Genomic DNA, 5,542 nt, shown 5'->3' with positions numbered 1-5,542 from the left:
GGTCGGGGGCGGTGGGTTAAGGCTTAGGTTGGACTCTGCTAGCAAAGCACTCTTAGTGGCATTTGGCCTTAATTCGCATCCTGATCACGGCACAGTGAGCTAAAGTACATCATTAGCAAAGCAACATCTCCCTAGGATTTAAGGAGCATCTGGGTTGGAAAGGACTTATGCGTTTGTCGACGAATCCGGAAATCATGATCTAGAAACCTCGAAGCAAGGCAGCTCCGCATTCTTTGTCGTGTGCTCAGTGCTTGTTTCTGAAACCGGGTTGGAAAGAGCTTATGAACTCGCTGAAGCGCTTCGGGTGCGGCATTTCCAGGCGGGTGAGATCAAATCCAGCAAAGTTAGAGTCAAAGATTCAGAACGACGCGTTCGCATTCTGAGCGACTTGGCAGAGCTTCCTCTGAAGCTCTACTTTACGGTCGTCGACAAATCAAGGATCTATCGAGATGGAGGGCTTCAGTTCAAAAAATCTTTTATTAAGCACATCAATGGCATGCTCTATGAACGACTCTTCATTGACAGCCCAAACCTGCAGATGATCGTCGATGAACACGGTGGTGCAGAGTTTCAGGAGAGCCTGAAAGCCTATGTTCAGGCCCGTTACATCGATGATCTATTCGGCGATGATCAATCCTTTCAGACCAAGAGCAGCAAAGACGATGTCCTCATACAGGTAGCAGACTTTTTCGCCGGCTCGGTCGCCCAGATCTATGAAGGAAAGGCCAGTGAGGAGGTCGTTAAAGCCTATAGAAAGATTTTGCGCGATCTGACGCTGGGTCTCGTTGAGTGGCCCCCAAAATTTCAATCTCTGCTTGCTGCGCCTGCCGACGATTCTCAGTACGCAGATTATCGAGTGCATCAAGAAGCACTTAAACAAGCGGATCAGTTCCTAGCTAAAATTGGCAAGCATCCTGATGAAGATGAACGCTTACAGCGCTGCATCCTTGACTACCTCCGATTTCAAAGCGAGTTTGTCAGTAGGGATTACGTAACAATGGGCAATATCAAAGGTCATTTGGCTGATCAAGGATTTGGCGATCTAAGCGACCAGAAAATCAAGTCAAGCGGAATTGCAAAGCTTCGCGATTCCGATGTGATCATTACCAGTGCGTCTAAGGGATACAAGATCCCTCAGACCCGGGCGGACATTAACGATTTTCTGGAAATGACGTCTGGGAAAATTGTCCCGCAGTTGGAACGAATCAAGAAGGCTCGTGATGTTTACATGCTGAGCAGTCGTGGAGAGTACGACATTCTGAAGACGGCGAACTTGCCAGAACTACAGAAGCTGCTGGCCTCACTTGAGGCTCTCGGCGAAGAGAGTTGAAATGCACCATTTTTTAATAAAATAATGAACTAGACTCCTAGCGCGGATACAAAACACGCCCGAATTGATTTTTTAAAAGTGCATATCGGCATGAAATTATAGTCATAAATTACAAAATTTTACTTAATTGGGGATGTGCAAAATGGACTTTTCGGTAGTGTTAGCATCCGTATTTCAGATTGGAATTAGAGCAGGCCAAAGCATTGATAAATTTAAAGACTCAATAAAATTAGCCGCATCCGCAGCTATCGAAGATGAGAAAAGTGCAATTTGGGCAACGTTAGTAACCGACATTATTACCATTGCTGCTGCGCTGGGCGCACTCGCGCTTCCAATATCGTTAAACGTCATTGAAACCACTAGAACTCGTTACAAAAGTCCCTCGCTACTGAAATTAACCTCATCAATTTCAGGCGTTGATGCCAAAAGACTAAATCTACAACTGTTTGTAATTCTGGGGCTTTCCCTTGTAGCCAAGCTTTTTATTTCAGTTCGATTATTTGATTTAATTACTCTCTCCCCCTATTTATGCGCACTAATGGTCTACTTTGGATTTGTGGTACGCCAAGTGTACAAGCACCTAAAGTTCACTTACACATTCATGTCCAATATAGAAATTATTCATGAGCGAATTTATCTGGATATTAATAATTTCGCTCAATCTAGTTTTTTTCGAGGCGATGAGCGACCGTTAGTTAAATCCAAGCTCTCAAGAATTAAAAGGCTGTTTTCTAGTGGAGCTAGAATCCAGGATAGTATAACTGCACTGATTGAGCTGGAATCGTATCTGCTATGCACTGAGCCAACCAAAACCAATCTAGACAGTCGAATCAGAGATATATCTTATAAAGCTTTTGATGACCTGGAAATCCCCGAAGCAAATGAGTTTGCACGTCACCTGTTAGCCTCTCTCCCTTCTGTTCTAGCAGCAGTTGAGATTTCTAGAGAGGTAGATGTTTACCAATCCATTGCTGGCTTTTACTTACATTTTGCCATGGTCGCGATTCTATCAAAGGAAGAATATAGGTCGCAGATCGGAGTAATCGAAAGGATCGCTAGATTTAGGGAGGAAAAACTACCGTCATACGGTCGATTTTGTCGAAATGGGCGATTATTTCTCAATTTTGTTAACAAAGCCAAATCTGGAAATGAGGCATATACGTATCTACAAGCGCACTTTCGCTTGCTCATAGAGACCTCCGTTCGCGAGCAGCCCGCAAACATACCAGAGCTATTGAGAAATATTCGCAGCGTAATACAGTTCAAAGGAAACTACAATAAAGGCGCATGGGATTTGGCTGAGAAAGTTCCAGAGCTATGGGGGTGCCCATGCATGCCAGAGCTTGATAAAGACGTTAGCGATGCTAATGTTGAGCGGATAACGACGGAAGAACTCAATAAAAAAATGGAATCAAAATACAAACCAGAGATACAAAAATACATCGAAGGCAAAGTCTCAGATCCAGATGAGATCAAAAATAAATTTAATGCTTTAAATACAGCTCTAGATGAGTGCTGGGAAGGCATAACATTAAATGCGTTTTCAAGCCAAATAGAAACAGAAACCCTGAGGGCCCTAGCTGATTTGCTATCCACACATCCGGAAGTATTTGTCGAATGTCGGGAGTTACGCAATCCAGCAGGGGCGCGGGCATTCAATATCGGGCATTCCCCAGTTCCGACCTCTTTGGGTGAGTGTATAAATGCATTCTTATCCGCCAAGAATTTTTGTGACTTCTACACTGTCCGCGAGGACCTTCAGGAATATAAAATAGTTGATGCTGTGGGGGCGCTAATACTCTATGAACTTTGGAATATTTACGTACTACGCGCTACGGGCACTACTATAAAGCCTGAAATGTCTTCGCCAATGATACCTGACTGCCAGCTTAGTGAGTTAAAGGCAGCGACACAAAGAATACCATTGCTCAAGATATCACTGCTAAAAGCCTTGGCAAATACTAGATTCGTAGATCGACTTGGAATTTTGCCCGAGCAAGCGTTAAGTTTAAGAGGCTATGCCTGTAAGTTTTGCGAGTTATTAGGGGAGGCCCTGAAAGAAAAGACAAAATCCCAGATAACCAATCAGAAACTCGACAACACAGCCTTGGAAAGATTTAGACGCGATTTTATTGAAAGACTTAGCTCATCAATTAAAAATTACGATCTATTTAAAAGATTCACAATAGGTATTGTACAGCCAATTACCTCAAATATTGGATTGCCGCGCCAGGCATTTCTTTCAGGCAACGACACTCATTACGTATTTGATGCATTTGGTTCAAATTCAGCTCAAGAAGTACATAACTGGCTAAGCGCCCAGATACTTTTCCATAATCCTAAAACTCAAAGCTCAGAGATTACGCTCCCGACTCGTAAGGCCGACTGGATGATATGCTCCTTCCGCGCACTGGAGAGATTTCGAGCAGCAGGGTTTACAACTTCCGGCCGATATATCACATGGCCTGACGGGAAAGGGAAAATGAAATTTTTCGATATAAATTGCGATGGATATGGATATTACCTTGTACTACCCAATGAAAGCTTGCTCACTGTTAGTTATACCCAACAACCTCATCAGCTTCCGATTAACATTAGCTTCACCGACGATAGTGAACACATAACCTTTAAAATTGAATTTTATATCAGGCCGCGAAACTGAAGTTTAACCCTAGAATTAATTAGACCATCAAAGGGGACGGATTTATTTTTAAGTACTGCTCAGAAAAGCAGATTACTCCGCCCCTCTTTTCCATTTTTCCTATGCACGAATATCACTTAAAAAACACTTGATTTTTTCATACTCATCGAACGTCACTTCGTACGTAACCAAAATTTTTTGCCCAGGCCAATCCTTCACAACTAAAAACTTTTGCAGAAATCTCCACGCCGACGCTAACAAAGTCAACACACCAAGATAACTAATCAAATAAAAACTAAATACAAAAATCAGTTGCCACCCCTCACTAAAATCCAGTAGTGACGCCAAATAAATCAAGCAATTGGTAGCCACTACAAACAACAGAAGAAAAATCCACACACAAAAACCGTGCAACCCGACTTTAAGTTTCGCGCCTTTCATTTTCAACCTTTCAGATAGATATAGTAATCACGCCCAACGTGTTCGCATTATTATCTACAAATCGACGACTTGAACAGCCAATACTTTACTCACGAGCTTAAATAACAACACTTTCTCGAAAAAAGAATTCGAACCATATAAATACAGAAACGTCCTACAACTCACCCGTGACTCTATGCAGTAGTCTCGCGAGGCTTTAGGAATTGAGAAAGGTGGAAAGATATATCCTCAGATCATTAGTCCGCTTCGCTTTTGTTGATCTGTGAAGGCAATGTGATAGCATGCGTCCGCTCCCCCCGGAGAGGGGGATTTCTTTAGATCCCGCAAGGAATATGCCCCGTGAAAGACTTCGTCATCAGCGTCAACAACACCGTCCTCTATCTCTCCCTGGCATTCATCTGGCTGGTCGCTATCGTCGCGATTTTCACCAGCGGGTTCTTGCCGGCGCTGGGTATCTTCGTGGCCGGCACCCTGTGCTGGTGCATCATTTCCGGCTTCTGGTTCGTCCAGTCAGCGACCTACGAAGAACTGCGTAAGCTGAACGCCAGCAAAAACTGAAACATCAGGGTGGAGCCGTAAATGCCCCGCCCTACCCTGAGCGCTTGGTTCCGTGCCAAGCGCTTCTCTCTGCTGCGAACTACTCGCACGACCCCGCCTCCTCCGACCTCCAAATAACTTCGCCCTCTACCTTTCAGCCAATAAGGGACAGGACTGTTTCTCAAGAAATAATCCCTCACCTTTGAGCGCTTAAACAGGCCCGTTTAAAGCAACCCGCCGTAACTTCCCCAAGGCTACAACGCCTTGCGTCATTGCCTACGACTACGCCAGAATCCGCCGGCTTGTGCGTCTACGACGCGGGTCTTATCGTTTCCCGGTCACTGAAAAACAGTGATGGGGTTTGGTAGCCCCGGATTATCGTAGGTTGCATAAGCATCATGATGTGCAGTGTCTGAAAGACTCCGCGTCATGGTGGTCATGCACAGGGCGTCTTCGGGCGCGCCGGTTCCTACGTCCCGGTCTACCAACCTGAGCATGGCCGCCACCCATCGTTTGGTAGCGAGAGTGTCGGCTCCCATTTGACGATGTAGGAGTTTCACCATGATCAAACCAACACCCAACCCACCCGAAAC

Annotated in this window: 4 protein-coding genes; 3 read left to right on the top strand and 1 reads right to left on the bottom strand. The window is 44.7% G+C overall.

What is annotated here, in order from left to right:
* The first annotated feature begins 154 nt into the window (after positions 1-154).
* The 3 genes from AC07Y2_RS28565 (at position 155) to AC07Y2_RS28555 (ending at position 4,970) form a co-directional block, all read left to right on the top strand.
* Positions 155-1,330 carry a DUF3800 domain-containing protein gene (locus AC07Y2_RS28565; RefSeq protein WP_103387441.1) on the top strand — a complete coding sequence of 392 codons (1,176 nt, stop codon included), beginning with the start codon at positions 155-157 and terminating at the stop codon, positions 1,328-1,330.
* Positions 1,331-1,472: 142 nt separating this feature from the next.
* Positions 1,473-3,992, top strand: coding sequence for a hypothetical protein (locus AC07Y2_RS28560; RefSeq protein WP_103387440.1), 2,520 nt, complete (start codon positions 1,473-1,475; stop codon positions 3,990-3,992).
* Positions 3,993-4,751: 759 nt separating this feature from the next.
* A complete protein-coding gene (locus tag AC07Y2_RS28555) occupies positions 4,752-4,970 on the top strand; it encodes a hypothetical protein (protein ID WP_011333849.1) in 219 nt (72 codons plus the stop codon).
* Between the two features lie 317 nt (positions 4,971-5,287).
* On the opposite strand, the gene AC07Y2_RS28550 is transcribed toward AC07Y2_RS28555, so the two are convergent.
* Positions 5,288-5,542 (bottom strand): hypothetical protein (locus AC07Y2_RS28550; protein ID WP_218278199.1); only part of this gene is annotated, 255 nt, incomplete at its 5' end.

It is taken from the genome of Pseudomonas sp. GW456-12-1-14-TSB6 (genome assembly GCF_059424205.1).
The sequence above is the reverse complement of the archived record's forward strand: the minus strand, read 5'-3'. Positions and strand labels throughout refer to the sequence as shown.

Coding starts and splice junctions, on each gene's coding strand:
- AC07Y2_RS28560 (WP_103387440.1), top strand. CDS start 1,473: ATGGACTTTTCGGTAGTGTTAGCATCCGTATTTCAGATTGGAATTAGA.